General features: G+C 46.4%; 18 protein-coding genes, 1 tRNA gene and 1 riboswitch. Of the genes, 18 read left to right on the top strand and 1 reads right to left on the bottom strand.

The genetic code is table 11. From position 1 onward, the window contains the following. Positions 1 to 28: 28 nt before the first annotated feature. Positions 29 to 102, bottom strand: a tRNA-Met gene (locus G588_RS0101585). A 267-nt stretch (positions 103 to 369) separates the two neighbouring features. On the opposite strand from G588_RS0101585, the gene G588_RS0101590 reads away from it, so the two are divergent. The 18 genes from G588_RS0101590 (at position 370) to G588_RS0101675 (ending at position 18,154) form a co-directional block, all read left to right on the top strand. Next, positions 370 to 1,317, top strand: coding sequence for a phosphatase PAP2 family protein (locus G588_RS0101590; protein ID WP_022777004.1), 948 nt, complete (start codon positions 370 to 372; stop codon positions 1,315 to 1,317). 2 nt (positions 1,318 to 1,319) lie between these two features. Further along, entirely contained in the window at positions 1,320 to 2,630 is a 1,311-nt protein-coding gene (locus G588_RS0101595; protein WP_022777005.1) for an alpha-amylase family glycosyl hydrolase, read from the top strand. Between the two features lie 47 nt (positions 2,631 to 2,677). Beyond that, a riboswitch (cobalamin riboswitch) is annotated at positions 2,678 to 2,819 on the top strand. 126 nt (positions 2,820 to 2,945) lie between these two features. Then, positions 2,946 to 4,028: an ABC transporter substrate-binding protein gene (locus G588_RS18770; protein ID WP_022777006.1), complete on the top strand. Its 1,083-nt coding sequence runs from the start codon at positions 2,946 to 2,948 to the stop codon at positions 4,026 to 4,028. Further along, complete coding sequence (locus G588_RS0101605) at positions 4,018 to 5,052, top strand: FecCD family ABC transporter permease (protein WP_022777007.1); 1,035 nt, start codon at positions 4,018 to 4,020, stop codon at positions 5,050 to 5,052. The genes G588_RS18770 and G588_RS0101605 overlap by 11 nt, the downstream gene beginning before the upstream one ends. Positions 5,053 to 5,073: 21 nt before the next feature. Then, the gene (locus tag G588_RS0101610) at positions 5,074 to 5,898 is read left to right on the top strand and encodes an ABC transporter ATP-binding protein (RefSeq protein WP_022777008.1); all 825 of its coding nucleotides are present in this window, start codon (positions 5,074 to 5,076) and stop codon (positions 5,896 to 5,898) included. 96 nt (positions 5,899 to 5,994) lie between these two features. Continuing rightward, positions 5,995 to 8,412 carry a hypothetical protein gene (locus G588_RS18775; RefSeq protein WP_022777009.1) on the top strand — a complete coding sequence of 806 codons (2,418 nt, stop codon included), beginning with the start codon at positions 5,995 to 5,997 and terminating at the stop codon, positions 8,410 to 8,412. A 140-nt stretch (positions 8,413 to 8,552) separates the two neighbouring features. Next, a complete protein-coding gene (locus G588_RS0101620; protein WP_196804924.1) occupies positions 8,553 to 10,361 on the top strand; it encodes an EAL domain-containing protein in 1,809 nt (602 codons plus the stop codon). After that, positions 10,358 to 10,795: a hypothetical protein gene (locus G588_RS0101625; RefSeq protein WP_022777011.1), complete on the top strand. Its 438-nt coding sequence runs from the start codon at positions 10,358 to 10,360 to the stop codon at positions 10,793 to 10,795. The genes G588_RS0101620 and G588_RS0101625 overlap by 4 nt, the downstream gene beginning before the upstream one ends. Before the next feature lies 1 nt (position 10,796). Continuing rightward, entirely contained in the window at positions 10,797 to 11,360 is a 564-nt protein-coding gene (locus G588_RS0101630; RefSeq protein WP_022777012.1) for a GNAT family N-acetyltransferase, read from the top strand. A 165-nt stretch (positions 11,361 to 11,525) separates the two neighbouring features. Continuing rightward, the gene (locus tag G588_RS0101635) at positions 11,526 to 12,035 is read left to right on the top strand and encodes a CarD family transcriptional regulator (RefSeq protein WP_022777013.1); all 510 of its coding nucleotides are present in this window, start codon (positions 11,526 to 11,528) and stop codon (positions 12,033 to 12,035) included. Positions 12,036 to 12,110: 75 nt separating this feature from the next. Next, positions 12,111 to 13,319: a serine-tRNA(Ala) deacylase AlaX gene (locus tag G588_RS0101640; RefSeq protein ID WP_022777014.1), complete on the top strand. Its 1,209-nt coding sequence runs from the start codon at positions 12,111 to 12,113 to the stop codon at positions 13,317 to 13,319. Between the two features lie 32 nt (positions 13,320 to 13,351). After that, on the top strand, positions 13,352 to 14,074 hold the full coding sequence (locus tag G588_RS0101645; RefSeq protein WP_022777015.1) for an AzlC family ABC transporter permease: 723 nt from the start codon (positions 13,352 to 13,354) through the stop codon (positions 14,072 to 14,074). Further along, entirely contained in the window at positions 14,067 to 14,378 is a 312-nt protein-coding gene (locus G588_RS0101650) for an AzlD domain-containing protein (RefSeq protein WP_022777016.1), read from the top strand. Before G588_RS0101645 ends, G588_RS0101650 begins: the two co-directional genes overlap by 8 nt. 43 nt (positions 14,379 to 14,421) lie before the next feature. Continuing rightward, a complete protein-coding gene (gene ispF / locus G588_RS0101655; protein WP_022777017.1) occupies positions 14,422 to 14,889 on the top strand; it encodes a 2-C-methyl-D-erythritol 2,4-cyclodiphosphate synthase in 468 nt (155 codons plus the stop codon). A 31-nt stretch (positions 14,890 to 14,920) separates the two neighbouring features. Beyond that, positions 14,921 to 16,345, top strand: coding sequence for a cysteine--tRNA ligase (gene cysS / locus G588_RS0101660; protein WP_022777018.1), 1,425 nt, complete (start codon positions 14,921 to 14,923; stop codon positions 16,343 to 16,345). Next, entirely contained in the window at positions 16,330 to 16,770 is a 441-nt protein-coding gene (locus tag G588_RS0101665; RefSeq protein WP_022777019.1) for a Mini-ribonuclease 3, read from the top strand. Before cysS ends, G588_RS0101665 begins: the two co-directional genes overlap by 16 nt. A gap of 11 nt (positions 16,771 to 16,781) precedes the next feature. Next, positions 16,782 to 17,537 carry a 23S rRNA (guanosine(2251)-2'-O)-methyltransferase RlmB gene (gene rlmB, locus G588_RS0101670; RefSeq protein WP_022777020.1) on the top strand — a complete coding sequence of 252 codons (756 nt, stop codon included), beginning with the start codon at positions 16,782 to 16,784 and terminating at the stop codon, positions 17,535 to 17,537. Continuing rightward, entirely contained in the window at positions 17,537 to 18,154 is a 618-nt protein-coding gene (locus tag G588_RS0101675; RefSeq protein WP_022777021.1) for a sigma-70 family RNA polymerase sigma factor, read from the top strand. Before rlmB ends, G588_RS0101675 begins: the two co-directional genes overlap by 1 nt. Positions 18,155 to 18,159: the final 5 nt, after the last annotated feature.

The following is an 18,159-nucleotide window of genomic DNA, read 5'->3' on the forward strand; positions in this document are numbered from 1 at the left end:
AAGGAAGCGATAAACGCTTCCTTTTTAGTAGCGAGAGGGGGACTTGAACCCTCGACACCGCGGGTATGAACCGCGTGCTCTAGCCAGCTGAGCTACCTCGCCATATTTATTTCGTGACTGCTTGCCGCAGCCGACTTAGATACTATAACTCGATGTAGGTATATTTGTCAACAAGATTTTTGAGAAATTTTGAGGAATTTTTTTATTGAGTAAATTTGAGCAAAATTGCGTTATAGCCTGCGCCGGAAGGGGGCTATTTTATCGTCTTTTAAGAATTGAGCCGGATAAGTATGTAAATTGTGTGCAAGAAGCATAGTATAATAGTGGAAGGATATGTTTATTCAAATAATTTGGTGAAAGGACTAAACTATGGATTTGGCAACGGGAAATACCTTTTACTTTGATTTTGAAGTGGCCTTCATGCAGTTTTTGCAGAGCATATTTGGAGGGTTTGCTCTGAGTGTGATTTCCTTCTTTTCATATTTCGGAGAAGAGATGGTGCTGGTGCTGGTCATGGGCTTTATCTATTGGGGCTATGACAAGAAAATGGGTAATTATGTGGGAACCAGCATTTTGCTTGGCTGCGTCCTTAATCCGCTTCTCAAGAATATTTTTGTGAGAAGAAGGCCATATTTTGACAACCCGCAGATCAAGTGCCTAAGGCCCGTTGAAAAGAACGCTGATATCTATGACATTGCGGCGCAGGGGTTCTCTTTTCCCAGCGGACATTCCACCAACAGTGTGTCGGCTTATTCTTCCATGGCAAAGTACAAGAAGAACAAAGTGCTGCTTGGAATTGCCATTGTTATGCCGCTTCTTGTGGGCCTGTCCAGAATGACGGTGGGTGTTCATTATCCCACGGATGTGCTCTGCGGATGGCTGTCGGGATTGGTTGTGGTTTTCCTGGTTTCATTTCTGCAAAATAAGATCCCTGAGGAAAAAGAGTGGCTGCTTAATCTGATAATATTCCTTATAGCGGCGCTGGGATTTTTCTATTGTAAGACCGATGACTATTACTCCAGCCTGGGACTTCTTGGAGGATTTTTCCTCTCAAGAGAATTTGACAAGTTAGTTGTGCATTTCAGGAATTCGAAGAAGCCGGTAAGGATAATTGTGAGAGTTATCGCGGGAGCAGCACTGTTTCTTGCACTTACCAAGATCCTTAAAATGCCGTTTTCTTCAGAGTTTTTGTCGTCACCTACGCTGGCTGCTTACTGCGTAAGATTTTTGAGATATCTGATATCATGCTTTGTGGCTGTGGGAGTTTATCCGCTGATTTTTGCAAAGTTTGATAAGTTCTGGAAAGAGGAGGCGTGACTATGTGGGCTTATGAGACATCTTTTTATCAGATATATACGCTGGGCTTTTGCGGAGCACCCTTTGAAAATGACGGGGAGCTGCAGCACAGAATACTGAAGGTCCTGGATTGGATTCCTCATCTTAAAAAGCTGGGAGTCGGCGCAGTATTATTTAACCCTGTGTTTGAATCCGATACCCATGGCTACAATACAAGGGATTACAAAAAAATCGATGTGCGCCTTGGAACCAATGAGGATTTCAAAAAAGTATGCGATGCCCTTCACAAGGAAGGGATAAAGATTGTTCTTGATGCAGTGTTTAATCATGCGGGACGAGGCTTTTGGGGCTTTAAGGATGTTCTGGAAAAACGCTGGGATTCCCGGTACAAGGACTGGTTTAACATAAGCTTTGAGGGAAACAGTAATTATAATGACGGTCTGTGGTATGAGGGCTGGGAAGGCAATTATGACCTTGTTAAGCTTAATCTGCGCAATCCTGCGGTGGCGGACTATCTTCTTGAGAGTGCCAAATTCTGGGTTGATGAATTCGGAGTTGACGGACTTCGCCTGGATGTGGCCTATTGCCTTGACCCTGAGTTTATTAAGAGGCTTCGAAGGGAAAGCGCCGGCTGGAAAGAGGACTTTTTCCTCATGGGTGAGATGATAGGTGGTGATTACAACCGCATTGTGGGGGATGAGCTGTGCCATTCCGCGACTAACTATGAGTGCTACAAGGGAATGCATTCGGCGCTTAACAGTATGAACCTCTTTGAAATCGTTCATTCACTCCTAAGGCAGTTTGGGCCGGAGAACTGGACATTATACAGAGGCAAGCACCTTCTGTCCTTCGTTGACAATCATGATGTCAGCAGGATTGCCAGCATCTTGCAGAGGCCTGAGCATTTGAAGCTCATATATACTCTGATGTTTGGAATGCCTGGAATACCTACGATCTACTACGGAAGTGAGTGGGCCACCAAGGCGGACAAATCTCAGGGTGATCCGGCGCTAAGACCTTGTTTTGATAAGCCGGAGTGGACAGAGCTTACAGATACGATAGCTGCACTTTGCAAGGCCAAGAACTCCTGCAAGGCCCTAAGTTATGGCGATTTCAAGTCACTGGTTCTTACCAACAGGCAGTGCATATTTGAGAGAGAATGCGACGGTGACAGAGCGCTGGTTGTGATAAATGCGGATGAAAATCCCTTCCATGCGGATTTCAATGCAAGAGCCGGCAGGGGAATAGATCTGATAACAGGCTCTGCCATAGATTTTGGCGGCGGTCTGGATATTCCGGCATATACAGGCTATATTATCGGTAACCTTGACTGAGGCGTCAAATATAGGAGCTGATTTGACGTAGCCTACAGTCTGTGATATCTTTTTCTACGTGCATAGGTGCTGCGTGGTAAGAATCAATTTCCTGTGACCTTACTGCCAGCCTAACAAGGAACCGGGTGGAACTCCCGGACAGTGCCGCTACTGTGACAGCCAGATACTTGCCCATGCACAGGCACATGTACTTCCTCGCGACCAGGGAAGGTGCTGCGAATAACTTGCACGCATGAGCCTTTGTGGATGTATTTCCACAAGGGCTTTTCTTTTGTCGCCCGGAAGTCTCAATTACATTTTTATTGGAGGATAATTATGAAAAAGAAACTTTTGAGCGTAGTTATGAGTGCAGCCATCATTGCAGGCGTGCTTGCAGGCTGCGGAGAGACTGCTACTGCACCTGCACCCGTTGAGAGCGAGGTTACTACAGAGGCACCTGCTGCAGATGCTACAGAGGCTGTAGAAGCTGTAGAGTCCGGAGCAGAGGAAGCAACAACTGAAGAAGTTGCAGCAGAAGGAACAGTTCAGGACAGAGCAGGTAACGACATCGTGATCCCTGAGACTGTCGATTCCATCATCTCAATGGCACCTTCTATCACAAGAACACTTATAGATTTTGGTCTTGCAGACAAGATCGTTGCCTGCGATACTTATTCTTATGGAAGCTATGGATCTGCACTTAAGGAGGATATTCCCCAGTTCGATATGATGGCTCCCGATCAGGAAGCAATCGTTATGCTTGGAGCAGACCTTGTTCTTACTTCCGGTATGAGCGCAGCTCACGGAAACGACGTATTTGAGTCTGTCAAGGAAGCCGGCGTATGCGTTGCCGATATTCCCAGCAGTGCATCAATAGAAGATATCAAAAAAGACATTCTTTTCATCGGACAGTGCGTTGGCAAGGACAGCGAAGCAGAGACCGTTTGCAAAAATATGGATGAAGCCATCGCCACAATCTCAGACCTTGCAGCACAGATTCCTGAGGAGGAGAGAAAGACAGTACTCTTTGAACTCTATACTCCTTCTGCTGAGAATCCGGTGATCTACACTGCAGGTAACGGAACCTACATCAATGAGATGCTTGAGATCATCGGAGCCAAGAATGTTGCCGCAGAGGAGACCGATCAGTGGCCTGCCCTTAACGAGGAGGCAGCAGTTCTTATGAACCCTGATGTTATCCTTACAGCTGATATGTACACACCTGATGTTATTAACACAATTCTTACGATGGAAGGCTGGGAGAACGTTAACGCCATCGTCAACAAGGAAGTCTATGAGATCGATTCCGATTCCGTAAATCAGCCCAACGAGCATGTTATCTCAGCTATGGTTGCCATGGCTAAGGCTATTTATCCCGATGTTTTTGCAGCGGTTGAGGACCCTTTTGATGGAGAGTAATAAACTCGTAAAAAGTAAAAAAATATACATCATCACCGCCGGCCTTATTGGGCTGGCGGCCCTTTTATCGGGGATATGCATAGGTAGTGTCAACCTGCATGTTTCGGATATATGGCAGGTGGTATGCTATAAGCTTTTTGGTGCTGAGCCGGATCCTTCCTTCAACGCGTCAATTGTTCCTATAGTGTGGGAGATCAGGATTCCCAGGGTTCTCTGCGCCTTTTTGGTGGGAGGAGCACTCTCAGTCAGCGGCGCCGTGATCCAGGCAATCCTTCAGAATCCTCTGGCTTCTTCCTATACCCTTGGTGTTTCCTCGGGAGCATCCTTTGGCGCTGCGCTGGTAATAGTTACGGGGATAACAGGAACGTTCTTAAATGTTTTTCTTTTGCCGGTCACGGGCTTTGCCTTCGGACTAATGACGATCCTTTTGGTGCTCTTCATAGCATCAAGACTGGACGTGGGGCTCAAAAATCACACCATCATTCTGTTCGGAATGGTGTTTTCACTGTTTGTAAATGCGCTGATGACGATGATCAGCGCTCTTAATAAGAGCCATATGCAGAGGCTCATCCTTTGGCAAATGGGCTCCTTTTCAGGAAGAAGATGGATACATGTGGCAATTCTGCTGGGCTTTAGCCTCTTGTGTACTGTTGCAATAGCCTTTTTTGCAAGGGAACTGGATATAATGAGCTTCGGAGACGAAGAGGCTCTGGCGGTTGGTGTTGATGTCAAAAAGAACAAGATCATTCTTCTGATACTGTCATCTCTTCTTACCGGTGTGTCCGTGTGCTTCGTGGGCGTCATAGGATTTGTGGATCTGACAGTGCCACATATCGTAAGAAGGGTGTTCGGCGCTTCCCACAGACTTGTAATTCCCATGTCCATGCTGATTGGCGGCAGCTTTATGACGATAGCTGACCTTTTTGCCAGGACGATCCTTGCACCGGAGGAGATACCGGTTGGAGCGATCACAGCTCTGGTGGGCGCACCATTCTTTTTGTGGGTATATTTTGTAAAAAAATGAGTTTCTGATGCCGGAGATATTATGAGTGAAAAGATAATTACCCTGTCCCATGTGAGTGCCGGTTATGGCCGTGGGGGAAAGGACAAAACAGAATATGTATTGAAGGATTTCTCCCTGGACATATATGAAGGGAGGTGCCTCTGTATTCTTGGAAGCAATGGTAGCGGTAAGACTACGCTTCTTAGGACCATAGCGGGAATCCTTCCCTCTAAGGGGAGTATCAGCGTCTGCGGTCATGACATGAAAACGCTTAATCGCAAGCAGATAGCTTCCTACATTGCCTTTTTGTCCCAGATGTCTCAGGTATATTTTTCCTACAGCGTCTATGAGACTGTAATGCAGGGAAGATATGCTGCCGGCCAAAGCGGATTTATGGCTGACAGGGGACAGGACCGTGAGATTGTTGAGGAAACGCTTAAGTCCCTGGGACTTGAGAACATCAGAAACCGCCAGATCACTGAGTTGTCAGGCGGTCAGCTCCAGAGAGTGTTCCTGGCAAGAGCCATGGCCCAGAGAAGCCCCATACTTCTTCTGGATGAACCCATGAATCACCTTGATCTCAAGGTACAGGCGGAGTTTATGGAGTATCTTGGAGCCTTTGGAAATGGGGAGATCTTCTTCCGGGACGGAAAGAGCTATAAACCCACTATTGTAGGTGTTTTCCATGATATCACGCTGGCAGCGGATATTGCAGATGATGTTGCGGTGTTGAAGGGCGGAGAGCTGCTTTTTAGCGGCCCAAAGAGTGAGGTACTTACTAAGGATAGCCTCCTTCAGGCCTACGATTTTGACGTGGCGGCCCATATTTTGGAAAGAAATAAAAAAAGTATTTCGTTTTTCTTATAATTTCATACAGTCGGTGTATTTGATTTCGCGTCGTGCTATAGTATTGATATATGTGTAAATATGCATGAAAAAGGCGACGCACGGCGGAGGAAAAACATGATAATACACCTTGATAAGTTATATAAAGATGATAGAACATCGCAGCTTCTGGGGCTGGGACTGCCCTTTGGAAAAGGGGACCTGCCCGAGAACAGTTTTGGATGTTTATGCATTAAAGATAAAAATGAGATCCTTCCTTCACAGTTTAAGGTGACTTCAAGATGGGAGGACGGATCCGTTCGTTTCGTATATGCCAGATTCCTGGCGGATATTCCCGGTAACAGCAAAAAGGATTTCGAGCTTTGCTCGGAAAATAATACCAATAATACAAAGAATGCTGAGGGAATCAGCGTTGACAGCAGCGGGGAAGGCATCGCTGTTGATAACGGTATTCTGAGCTTCAAGGTTAAAAACGGCTCTAAGGAGCTGTTTGATGAATTTATATGTAATGGGCACAGATGGGAAAAAGAGCAGTTTGTGGGCCCTTTGGTTAAGGCCGGAGACATGGAGACCGACCTTACTTTCGATGAATTTAAGGTAATCGAAGAGGGGCCGGTTTTTGTCCTTGTGGAAGGAAAAGGCAGTATTTCCAAGGAGCTGAAATTCACGGTGAGGATCTCTGTGACCTATGGCAAAGCCTATATAGAGCTTGCTTTCAGACTTTTTAACTGCGCAGATGGTGATATCAGGCCTGATTCCTGGATCTTTGCGGTTAAGGCAAGACCCGATTCGGATATTGATCTTGAAAGTCCGGAGGTATCAGAGGGCAGGGTTGACTCCACCGGCTGCGGCGATGCAAACCAAACCACTGCTGATGATCTGGTGTTTGTGACAACAGGTACCAAGGAACTGGGAGCCTATGATTTTGCCGATGAGAGAGCCTTGGATATGCAGGTCAGAACCTGCGTTGGCAGATCCAATTACAAGACGGAGTTCAAGATAAGCTCCAAGGCGGAGGCTGTTTCCAATAGCATAACCGCGGAGCAGCTGACGGCGGAAGCAAATGAGCATTTTGGCGAGGTTATGTATGGAACCTTTTTTGGTGACGTGACCCTAAGAGATGAGAATGCCGGTGTGTGTGCCACTGTATATCAGGCCTTTCAGAATTTTCCCAAGGCTGTAAAAGCAGACAAGGACGGCGTTTGTGTATATCTTATCCCCGATCAGGACAAGAATGCCCACAAGACCAAGGCAGAGCCTGTGGTTTTTGCCTCCGGAATGGCCAGAGAACAGAAAGTGCTGCTACATTTTCACGGTGCCGATGAACTCTTGTATGAGATTGACAGCAGGAGCTTAATCTATCAGATGCCTGATACCCCCTATGTTGATCCCGAGGAATTTGCCAAGGCTAAGGTATTCCCAAATGTCTTTTTGCCCTATGAACAGCAGGTCGATGATGTGGAGATCAGTCTTATCGACAAGGCCGATACCCATGCAAGGTGCTATGGAATGCTGAACTTCGGCGATGGGCCGGATCCGGGTTACACAGCCCAGGGAAGGGGTGGCGGCAATCTGGTATGGACCAATAACGAGTACGATTACCCCCATGCCATGTTCATGATGTATGCAAGGAGCGGAGTAAGGAGGTTCTATGACTACGCCAGGATTGCAGCCATGCACTGGATGGATGTGGATATCTGTCATTACAGCTCTGATCCGCTTCAGATGGGCGGCCAGTGGGAGCATACCAGGAAGCACACAGGAGGCTCGGAGGAAGGCGCCGGCAATAAGGGCGTTATGGTCTGCAGCCATGAGTGGGTTGAAGGACTCCTTGATTATTATCATTTCACCGGAGATGAAAGAGGTTATGATACGGCTATAGGTATCGGAGAAAATGTGCTGCGGCTCCTTGAAACTCCTATGTATCAGGTGCCGGGAGAGAGCAGCGCCAGGGAGACGGGATGGGCCCTTAGAACCTTAACAGCCCTCTATGTTGAGACTCATGATAAAAAATGGATCGCCAGATGCGAATGGATACTTCAGCAGTTTAGAAGCTGGAAGGACAGATACGGTGGGTGGCTGTCGCCTTATACCGACAATACCACGATAAGAGTCGGATTCATGATATCCGTTGCGCTTGGATCTCTTATGAGATATTACAGAGTATTTCCGGATGATGGACTTAAGGCAATGATGCTGGAAGCAGTGGACGATCTTATCGAAAATGCAAGCACTCCCCAGGGACTTTTTTACTACAAGGAGCTGCCAAGTCTTTCCAGAAACGGCAACAATACGCTCCTTTTGGAGGCCTGCGGCATAGGATATGAGCTTACCGGGGACACTTCCTACCTGGATGCGGGGGTAAGGACCTTCAAAAAAGCCATTTCCAATCCCCAGGGAAGCATCGGCGGCAAAAAAATTGTGGAGGACAGCGTCATTGTGGGCAATGGTGCACCAAAGAATTTTGCCCAGAGTTTTTATCCTATAACATATTTTTATACATTGGCCGTAAACGCAAAGAAGTTGTTGATTTAACGAATTAATAATATAATTAATCTATGGAAATTCGGACACCTTTAATCGTTATATTGGTCTTAACCACGCTGCTTGGCATTTATATCAAGCGGAATATGCTGCAGCTTTCTTCAGCGCGCGTATTTGTATTGTTCCTTATCGTGGCATATATAAATGTAATCGCAGAGATCATGGAGTGCCTTGTATTCGTATACCTGGATTCCACGTTTCTCACTCTGCGGCGTGCTACTCAGAATTTCTACGTGGGAACCCTTTTGACTACAGCCTATCTGATGGCTGTTTATGTCCACTCCAAGCTGACCGAGAGCAGGCTGGTTTCCAGGAAGATCGCTCTTTGTATGTCACTGCCGCTGATCGCCGGAATCATTTTTTTACTGTTCGGAAATGTCCAATACAGCAGAACTGCGGAGGGTGTCTATTACAGCTACGGAACGGCGATTAACTTTTGCTATGACATAGGATTCCTTTATATTTTCGCTACGCTGATATTTGTGATCGCATATAGAAGAAGGCTCAAAAAAGAAGAATTCATGCCTATTACGGTAGGACTTGTGGTCTGGGCGCTGCTGTCCTGTTTCCAGTTCTTTATTCACGGAGCTCAGGTATCCTCAGTGGCTATGATGCTGATGGCACTGATACTGTTTTTGTCATTGGAGAACCCAAGAGAGTACTACGAGAAATCCATTCCCAATGTCCTTAGCAGAACAGCCTTTATCATGCTGATCGTGGAGAAATTTGCGGCGGGCAAAAACTTTTTTATCCTGTCCGTAATATTCACCGGTAAGACCAACGTCCTCACCGGCGCAGACAGAGAAGAGCTGTGTGAGCTTCAGGCAGGAATAGCCAGGATGGCCCAGTTAAATATCGGAACAGCTGCCTATACTTCCGGCTGGAACACTCTTGAATTTGTCGTGAACGATCCTCAAAAAGTTGAGACCTTCATGAATCTTATAAACAACTACAAGGATACCGGCAATCTTTTCAAGATGACCTTCAGTGTGCTGGAGGTTCCCAAGTGTACAAACAGTGTTGATGAAGCCATTCAGATTCTTGACTATGTTTCCAACGATTATGTATATACCCAGTCATCGCCCAACCTTGTTATAGACGAAAATGTTGTGGATAAGATGATCTACAGAAACAGCATTGAGGATATTGTGAGGCAGGCGGTCAAACTCAAAGCTTTTGACGTATACTATCAGCCTATTCTGTGCGTCAAGGACGGAACCTTCTCCTCAGCAGAGGCTCTGGTAAGACTTAGACGCCCCCACACGGAAGGCTATATTTCGCCGGAGGATTTTATTCCCATCGCTGAAAAATGCGGACTTATTCAGGAGATAGATGACCTTGTATTTGAGAAGGTATGCTCCTTTATAGCAAGGGAAAAACTTAGCAGTTACGGTATCAAAGTGGTGGAGGTCAACCTCTCAGGCAACGAGGTTGTGGATCAGCAGACCCATACCAGACTTCGCCATAAGATGGAAAAATACCACATTCCTCCGAAGTTTATCAATTTTGAGATAACGGAGACCTCTTACATCAACAATGATGAGGTGTTCAAAGAGAATGTAAGAAAACTTAAGGATCTTGGAAGTACTTTTTCCATGGACGATTTCGGATCGGGCTATTCCAACCTTTTGGAAATCCTCAAGATGGATTATTTCCTTGTTAAGATGGACAAAGAATTCGTCTGGAACTGTCTTGATCCCTCCAAACCCGAGAATATGCGCATGATGGACTACACCATCAATTTCCTTAAGGACTTTGGGCTTCATATCCTGGCAGAGGGTGTCGAGACACTGGACCAGGCCAGGCTCTTGATAGACAAGGGTGTTGAATATCTCCAGGGCTTTTATTATTCAAGACCTATACCGGAAGAGGAATACATAGAGTTTCTGAAAGCACAAAAAGGGCTTTTTGACAGCACAAAAGAAGGAGGCAAGCTATGAACGAAAGTCTTTACAACGCAGTTTTTTGCTATGGTGAGAACAAGGTAGATCCCTTTGCAAACACAAATGTGGATTTTGAGAGGGTTATTTCGGATATGCGTCTTGTGGGATATGAGCTTTCTTCCTTCAATATCGCACATCAGATAGGCCTTGAATTTGTGGACGACCTTATCAGAACCAAGGGAAGGATCATTGAGGCGACCATGGACCTTGATAACAAGGATGATTTCTGTCGTGAAAAATACGGATTATCCTTCAAGGACATTGATGCTCTGGATCCAAGACACGATGTGGAATTTGATATTAAGAGCGGCAGGGTTATCTTTTATCTGACCCATGAGGCCATGCACAAGGAGACCCAGTACTTCACGCTGTTCAAAAAATATTTTGACGAATTCACTGCTAAGACCGGATTTAATTATGTGAGCCTGTAAGATGAAAACGGTTTTGGAAACAGATAGATTAATACTAAGAGGCTGGGAGGATAGAGACGCCGCCGGCCTCTATAAATATGCCAGTGATGAGAGAATAGGGCCCGCAGCCGGATGGCCTCCCCACAAGGATATCGGTTATTCGCGGGCTGTGATCCGCACGGTTTTTGCCAAGGATGAGGTATATGCCATCTGTCTTAAGGAGAACGGAAACGAACCCATCGGCAGTATAGGACTTACTCTGGAGGGAAGTCCCGAAAGGCCCCTGCAAAAAGGGGAAGCCGAACTGGGATACTGGGTGGCACATCCCTTCTGGGGGCAGGGAATAGCTCCGGAAGCTGTTATGGAGATGCTTCGAAGGGGATTTGAAGATCTGGGACTTAAGAGGATATACTGCGGCTATTTCAAAGGAAATAACAACTCCAAAAGAGTGCAGTTAAAATGCGGATTTAAGTACCACCATACCAATACAATGTGCAGAGTTATCATGCTTGGTGAAACCAGAGTGGAGCATTTCAACATCATTACTGCATCGGACTATTGGACACAAAAAAGTCACAAAATTTAACCGATTAATCTATTACAAAAATTGTAATATCGTGCTATAATTAACGCATTGAGAGAAGACGTGAACTGTGGGGGCAGTATCTCTTCAGGTCACGCCTTTTTTGTCCCTTGACATGAAAGCGCTTTCACAATTAGTCGTTTTGGTTTCATGGTAAGGAGGAACACAATGTTGAATATTGGAGAGTGCGTTATTTACGGTAATCATGGTTTATGCAAGGTGCGGGAGATCCTCGTACCGTCGTTTCTTGAGAGGGGAAAAGAGAAACAGTATTACATGATGATTTCCGCAGTTGATGCCGGAAGCGTTCTTTATGTTCCTGTAGAGGGCGCCGAGGATAAGGTACGTGAGGTCATTTGCGCTGATGATGCCGAGGGATTATTGGATGATATTGAGGATATCGAAGAGGCAGTACTGCCTGAGGGCAAGAAGGCTGAACCCGTTATTCAGGATATCATTAAGAGGAATGAAACGGAAGAGATGATGGGACTTGTTAAGGCACTTCGCAGGATCAAGGCTGGTCGCGAGGCTGCAGGCAAGAAGTTTGCCGCTCTTAACGAGAAGTATCTGTCAATTTCAGAGAAGCTCCTCTATACTGAGCTTGCGTTCTCACTGGAAGTCGAGAAGGATGATATCAAGGAACGTGTCCTTGATGAGTTCGCTGAGCTCTTCGTTTAACTTGGGTAATAAGGCATAACTAAAGAGACTACCTTCGGGTAGCCTCTTTTTTGTGGTTGTGATAGAATAACATCTATGGAAAAAACAGAAGAATTGTATTACACAAGTGCATATATCAGTGAGTTTTCCGCTCAGGTTCTTACCTGTGAGGAAAAAGAAAATGGCAAATACGCTGTGGTTCTGGACAGGACAGCATTTTTTCCGGAGCAGGGCGGCCAGAGTTCTGATATCGGAACATTGATGGATGACGCAGGCGCTGAATACAGTGTTACCCACGTCTCCATCCGCAGAGATGATAATGGGGACCAGATAATCAGCCATATACTGGACAAGGACCTGCCCGTCGGAGCAAAGGTGATGGGTAAGATTGACTGGAACCATCGCTTCAGCAACATGCAGCAGCACACCGGAGAGCACATTTTTTCCGGCGTTGTGAATTCGCAGTATGGATATAACAATGTGGGCTTCCACCTGAGTGACAATGAAGTTACCATGGACTATGACGGCGTTCTCACCGAGGAAGATATCGTTAAGATAGAGAATACAGTCAATGAAGCCATTTGGCAGAATATTGAAGTTATCACGGAGTTTCCCGATTCTGAGAAGCTCTCCTCAATAGATTACAGAAGTAAAAAAGAGCTGGAAGGAGATGTTCGTATCGTTACCATTCCGGGCTACGATGTTTGCGCCTGTTGTGCGCCCCATGTGGCAAGGACCGGTGAGATCGGCATTCTCAAGGTGGTGAGCCTTCAGAACTACAAGGGCGGCGTAAGAGTCAGCATCCTCTGCGGCAAAAGAGCATTGGAATACCTTCGTGGCCAGCATGAGACGGTCAAGAAGCTGTCGGGTATGCTTACTACATCGGATGACAAGGTTATAGCGTCAGTTGAGAGGGCCTTTGAGGACAACAGGAATCTCAAGGCGCAGCTGGCAAGGGCCGGAGAGGAGCTCATGGAATATGAGTTATCACGGATACCTGCAGATCGGACAGACGTTTTTGTTGTAAAAGCTACCGATATCGACGGAAATCTCATGAGGAAAACAGTCAATTCCCTTGCAGAGGTACATAGCGGTGTATGCGGCTTTTTTGCAGCAGCCGGAGCTGGATATAAATATATCATTGCATCAGGGAGCGACAACAAGGACCTTAAGATGCTTCAGGGGATTCTTAAGGAGAGACTTGGCGCCAAGGGCGGTGGCAGCAGCGCCATGATCCAGGGCAGTATCGCTGACGGCTCAGGTCTTAGTGAAGAAATCCTGTATGAACTGATTTCGGCTCTGTAAACGGTACTTGGATAAATGAGGATTATGAAAAAATGAAAGTTGGCAGCATAGATGAGTTTAAGCAGGGGTGCAAACACGCTGTTCCCGTATGTCTTGGGTATCTGGCGGTTTCCTTTGCCTTTGGAATAGAGGCCTCCAAGATAGGTATGACAACATTTCAGGCGGCCATGACTTCACTTCTTAATGTTACAAGCGCAGGGCAGTTCTCAGCCCTGGAAGTTATTGCCAGAAACGGAAGCTTTGTGGAACTGGCTGTTTTGCAGTTTATCATCAATCTGAGATATATGCTGATGTCCACTGCTCTGTCACAGAAGCTTAAACCGGAGGTTTCCGTGGGACACAGGCTTGCGATTTCTTACGGAGTTACGGATGAGATATTTGCCCTCAGCTTTTTCAGAAAAGGAGAGTTGTATCCGCTGTATTCCTATGGACTTATAGTTACTTCTGTGTTGGGCTGGGTTACGGGAACAATACTTGGCTCTGTTGCGGGACAGCTCCTTCCGGAGCGCCTTATCAGCTGTCTGGGACTTGCGATTTACGGTATGTTCATTGCGATCATCATACCCGACACCAGGAAGAGCAGGGCGCTTTTGACCGTTGTTGTCAGTGCGATGCTGCTTAGCACCATTTTTACTTATGCACCTGTCCTTAAGCTTATTTCCGGAGGCTTCAGGATCATAATAGTTACTGTTGTAGTCGCAGCCCTTGCGGCTCTGATATGTCCGAGACAGGATGAGGAGGGCAGCGATGAATAAGATATATCTGTATATTATCTTGATGGCGGTGGTAACTTATCTTATAAGAGCCCTTCCGCTTACACTTATCAGGAAGAACATTAAGAGCCGTTTCATCAGATCTTTTTTGTTCTATGTGCCCTATGCGACACTTGCGGCGATGACATTTCCTGCTATACTTAGTGCAACCGACTATCTTGCTTCTTCGCTTGCGGGATTTGCGGTGGCGCTGATACTTGCTTTTAACAAAAGGAGCCTTCTTACCGTTGCGGGCTGTGCCTGTGCTGCGGCCTTCGTGGTGGAGATTTTCCTGAGAATGGCCTGATATTTAATTGTTTCATGTAGTTGTTTAATATAGGAGATTTGCAATGAGAATAGGAATGGGATATGATGTTCATCGCCTTGTGGAAGGAAGAGACCTTATCATGGGAGGCGTTAAGATTCCCTATGAGAAGGGGCTTCTTGGACATTCAGACGCAGATGTTCTTTTACATGCTATAATGGATTCTCTTCTGGGAGCGGCGGCTCTCGGAGATATAGGCAAGCACTTCCCTGACACGGACCCTAAGTACAAGGGTGCAGATTCCATGGCGCTTCTTCGTGAGGTGGGAAACATGTTGACTTCGGAGGGTTTCCATGTTGAGAACATTGATGCTACAATAATAGCGCAGGCACCCAAGATGAGACCTCATATAGACACCATGAGACAGAATATTGCGGATGCCCTGGGCATTGAAATTACAAGGGTCAACGTCAAGGCCACAACGGAAGAGGGCCTTGGTTTTACCGGCACAGGAGAGGGAATTTCCTCCCAGTCGATTTGTCTTTTGTCATGAAAAAAATAATTATGAATAGGAGCACATAATAATGGCGGCCAACTTCAAATTTTACAATACTTTATCAAGAACCGTAGAGGACTTTGTTCCAAGAACCGAGGGTGAGGTATCAATGTACACCTGCGGTCCCACGGTTTATCACTATGCACACATAGGAAATATCAGAACCTACATTATGCAGGACGTTCTTATCAAGTCCCTTGAGTATGCGGGCTACAAGGTTAAGCGTGTCATGAACATCACAGATGTGGGACATCTTTCTTCTGACGCAGATACCGGCGAGGACAAGATGGTTGCGGGAGCAAAGAGAGAGCACAAGACAGTTATGGAGATTGCCAAGTTCTACACAGATGCTTTCTTCAAGGATTTCGATGCTGTTGGCAACAAGCGCCCGGATATCGTCGAGCCTGCCACCAACTGCATACCCGAGTTTATTCATATGATAGAGGTTCTTCTTGAGAAGGGCTATGCCTATGTGGCCGGCGGCAATGTATATTTTGACACAAGCAAACTTGATGATTATTACGTATTTTCTTCAGCTGTTGAAAAAGAGCAGCTGGAAGTTGGCGTTAGAGATGACGTGGAAGAGGACGCCAACAAGAAGAACAAGACCGACTTTGTTCTCTGGTTCACCAAGTCCAAGTTCGAGGATCAGGCCCTTAAGTGGGACAGCCCCTGGGGCGTCGGATATCCCGGATGGCACATTGAGTGCTCCTGCATCTCCATGAAGCATCTTGGTGAATTTATCGATATCCACTGCGGCGGCGTTGACAATATTTTCCCTCATCACACCAATGAGATTGCACAGTCTGAGAGCTATCTCGGACATGAGTGGTGCAAATACTGGTTCCACTCCAATCACCTTAATGACCAGTCCGGCAAGATGAGTAAGTCCAAGGGAGCCATCCTTACTGTTTCACTTCTTAAGGAAAAGGGCTATGATCCCCTTGTATACAGATTCTTCTGCCTGCAGTCCCATTACCGCAAGCCTCTTGTATTTTCTTTTGAGGCGCTGGATCAGGCAGCGGGAGCATTTAATAAGCTTGTTAAGAGAATTGCGGAGCTTAAGGAAGATGGCGCAGTTGACACATCAGTAGTGTCTAAATATGAGGACGACTTCAGAGATGCTGTTTCCGGAGATCTTAATACTGCTATGGCCATCACACTCCTTTATGATGTACTTAAGGCTGATACCAATGATGCCACCAAGCTTGCCCTTGTAGAGAGCTTTGATAAGGTTCTTTCTCTTGATCTTATCGCACATGCCAAGGCATCCAAGGAAGAGGTTTCCGTGGATCCTGAGCTTGAGGCATTCATTCTTGATGCTATTGAGAGAAGAGCAACTGCCAAGAAGGCCAAGGATTTTGCAACCGCTGATGCCATCAGACAGGAGCTTCTTGATAAGGGTGTTGAGATAAAGGATACTCGTGAGGGAGTTAAATGGAACTTGATCTGAACGCATTTTTAAATGAAAAGTTTGACATAAAGCCACAGGATATCAGAACCTATTCGCCGCTTACACTGGCCTATATAGGGGATGCGATATTTGATGTGATAGTAAGGTCCATCCTTGTTAACAAGGGTAACACCGCCGTCAATAATCTCCACAAGAGAGCCAGCGGCGTTGTTAAGGCCCAGTCACAGGCGGCCATAGTCAAGGCTCTTATGGATGACGTTTTTACCCGGGAAGAGATTGATATCTACAAAAGGGGGCGTAATTCCAAGCCCCACACCAAGGCCAAGAATGCCAGCACCATGGACTACCTGGTGGCCACTGGTTTTGAAGCTGTTATTGGATATCTGTATCTTACCGGCAACATGGACAGGGCCTGCGAGATCGTAAGGCTTGGTCTTGAGCGCACCGGCGCCGATATATTGTAAAGAGGATTATTATGAGTAATGAAGAGAATTTTGAGAGCAGAATAATTGAAGGTCGTAATGCCGTTATTGAGGCCTTTCGTTCAGGTAAGCCCGTGGACAGACTCTTTGTCCTTGAGGGCTGCAAGGACGGTCCCATACAGACCATCCTTCGTGAGGCCAAGAAGCACAAGGATACAGTTGTAAGCTTTGTGAAAAAAGAGAGACTGGATCAGCTCTCCGAGACCGGCAAGCACCAGGGCGTTCTGGCCTATGCCGCAGCTTATGAGTACGCTGAGGTGGAGGATATTCTGGAGAAGGCCAAGGAAAAGGGAGAGGATCCCTTTGTTATCATTCTTGATAACATCGAAGATCCCCACAACCTTGGAGCTATCATCAGAACAGCCAATCTGGCAGGGGCTCACGGAGTTATTATCCCCAAGCACAGAGCGGCTTCCCTTACAGCCACAGTTGCCAAGGCTTCCGCAGGTGCTATCAATTACACACCTGTTGCCAAGGTTACCAATATCGCCCAAACCATAGAGGAACTCAAGGACAAGGGCCTTTGGTTTGTCTGCGCCGACATGGGCGGCACCAAGATGTACGACCTTAATCTTAAGGGACCTATCGGTCTTGTTATCGGCAATGAGGGCAGCGGAGTAGGAAGACTTGTCAAGGAGAAATGCGACATGATAGCTTCCATTCCCATGAAAGGCGACATAGATTCCCTCAATGCTTCAGTTGCTGCAGGTGTACTTGCTTTTGAAATCGTAAGACAGAGAATGAACTGATGGATGACAGAAGATACAAGGATGAGTCCGACGAGCAGCTTATAGTCAGGATACATGACGGGAACGAGCCGGATATCATCGACTATATTATGAATAAGTACAAGAACCTTGTTAGGAAAAAAGCGGGTTCCATGTATATCCTGGGAGCTGACAGGGACGACCTTATTCAGGAGGGAATGATAGGACTGTTTAAGGCCATAAGGGACTATGACATCGGAAGAGATGCCAATTTTCTTACCTTCGCTGACCTGTGCGTGTCAAGGCAGATGTATTCTGCGATCCAGGCATCAGCCAGAAAGAAGCACGGTCCCTTAAACAGCTATATCTCCATTTATGCCAAGAGAGAGGATTCCGACACCGATGCCGAGTTTTCCCTGGAGGACATACTTGAGTCCAATCCCAGCTTTATTCCCGAGGAGCACCTTATAGAGCAGGAGAATCTCAAGGCTCTGGAAGAGGCTATAGACAAGGAACTCAGTCCCCTTGAGATGCAGGTTCTTGATCTCTATGTAACGGGAATGAGTATCAAAAAAATCTCTGCAGTACTTGGCAGGGACGAGAAGTCCACCGACAACGCAATGCAGAGAATAAGACATAAGTTAAAAAAATATCTGTGATCAGA

This window comes from Butyrivibrio sp. AE3009, assembly GCF_000420845.1.
GTDB lineage: Bacteria > Bacillota > Clostridia > Lachnospirales > Lachnospiraceae > Butyrivibrio.

Excerpts from the sequence above, each read along its gene's own strand:
- G588_RS0101590 (WP_022777004.1), top strand. The coding sequence starts at position 370 with ATGGATTTGGCAACGGGAAATACCTTTTACTTTGATTTTGAAGTGGCC.
- G588_RS0101595 (WP_022777005.1), top strand. The coding sequence starts at position 1,320 with ATGTGGGCTTATGAGACATCTTTTTATCAGATATATACGCTGGGCTTT.
- G588_RS18770 (WP_022777006.1), top strand. The coding sequence starts at position 2,946 with ATGAAAAAGAAACTTTTGAGCGTAGTTATGAGTGCAGCCATCATTGCA.
- G588_RS0101605 (WP_022777007.1), top strand. The coding sequence starts at position 4,018 with ATGGAGAGTAATAAACTCGTAAAAAGTAAAAAAATATACATCATCACC.
- G588_RS0101610 (WP_022777008.1), top strand. The coding sequence starts at position 5,074 with ATGAGTGAAAAGATAATTACCCTGTCCCATGTGAGTGCCGGTTATGGC.
- G588_RS18775 (WP_022777009.1), top strand. The coding sequence starts at position 5,995 with ATGATAATACACCTTGATAAGTTATATAAAGATGATAGAACATCGCAG.
- G588_RS0101625 (WP_022777011.1), top strand. The coding sequence starts at position 10,358 with ATGAACGAAAGTCTTTACAACGCAGTTTTTTGCTATGGTGAGAACAAG.
- G588_RS0101630 (WP_022777012.1), top strand. The coding sequence starts at position 10,797 with ATGAAAACGGTTTTGGAAACAGATAGATTAATACTAAGAGGCTGGGAG.
- G588_RS0101635 (WP_022777013.1), top strand. The coding sequence starts at position 11,526 with ATGTTGAATATTGGAGAGTGCGTTATTTACGGTAATCATGGTTTATGC.
- G588_RS0101640 (WP_022777014.1), top strand. The coding sequence starts at position 12,111 with ATGGAAAAAACAGAAGAATTGTATTACACAAGTGCATATATCAGTGAG.
- G588_RS0101645 (WP_022777015.1), top strand. The coding sequence starts at position 13,352 with ATGAAAGTTGGCAGCATAGATGAGTTTAAGCAGGGGTGCAAACACGCT.
- G588_RS0101650 (WP_022777016.1), top strand. The coding sequence starts at position 14,067 with ATGAATAAGATATATCTGTATATTATCTTGATGGCGGTGGTAACTTAT.
- ispF (WP_022777017.1), top strand. The coding sequence starts at position 14,422 with ATGAGAATAGGAATGGGATATGATGTTCATCGCCTTGTGGAAGGAAGA.
- cysS (WP_022777018.1), top strand. The coding sequence starts at position 14,921 with ATGGCGGCCAACTTCAAATTTTACAATACTTTATCAAGAACCGTAGAG.
- G588_RS0101665 (WP_022777019.1), top strand. The coding sequence starts at position 16,330 with ATGGAACTTGATCTGAACGCATTTTTAAATGAAAAGTTTGACATAAAG.
- rlmB (WP_022777020.1), top strand. The coding sequence starts at position 16,782 with ATGAGTAATGAAGAGAATTTTGAGAGCAGAATAATTGAAGGTCGTAAT.
- G588_RS0101675 (WP_022777021.1), top strand. The coding sequence starts at position 17,537 with ATGGATGACAGAAGATACAAGGATGAGTCCGACGAGCAGCTTATAGTC.